This is a genomic window from Ensifer sp. NM-2 (assembly GCF_003024455.1).
GTDB classification, from domain to species: Bacteria; Pseudomonadota; Alphaproteobacteria; order Rhizobiales; family Rhizobiaceae; genus Ensifer; species Ensifer canadensis.
Genome location: NZ_PVZR01000128.1, coordinates 1 through 485 on the forward strand (window position 1 = coordinate 1; position 485 = coordinate 485).

Sequence of the window (485 nt, forward strand, 5' to 3'; positions counted from 1 at the left end):
CCGAGCCGTCGACGCCGCGCCGGCCCCGCGATCCCCTCGCGCGGGCCGGCGAGCCGTGCTCACCGCCCTCATCGTGGCGGTGCTGGCCTACGCCCTCGACCAGCTGACCAAGTACGCGGTCGAGAGCACGATGCAGCTGGGGGACTCCGTCGCGGTGATCCCCGGGGTGCTGCGCTGGCACTACATCCTGAACCCGGGCGCGGCCTTCTCCATCGGCGAGGACCACACCTGGGTGTTCACCATCATCCAAGCCGTGGTGGCGGTCGCCGCCCTCGCCCCGGCATCGCTCGCGGCCCAGTCGGCGCCGCCGCCGGTGTGGCTGGAGTACACCGTCGACGACGAGCTCGAGCGCTACGTGCGCTCGCTCCAGGCGCTCGGCGCCGTGCCGCTCGATGCGTGGACGATCCGCCCGCTCTCGCCGCCGCAGATGGATCGGCTGCGGCCCGCGTCCGCCGCGCACCCGTGGGCGGCGCGGCTCGCCGACG

Annotated in this window: 1 protein-coding gene; it reads left to right on the forward strand. The window is 74.8% G+C overall.

The window, feature by feature from the left end; genetic code table 11:
- Positions 1 to 55: 55 nt before the first annotated feature.
- Positions 56 to 485: signal peptidase II (locus tag C6558_RS40500; RefSeq protein ID WP_199197148.1), on the forward strand; the 430-nt coding region annotated here is incomplete at its 3' end.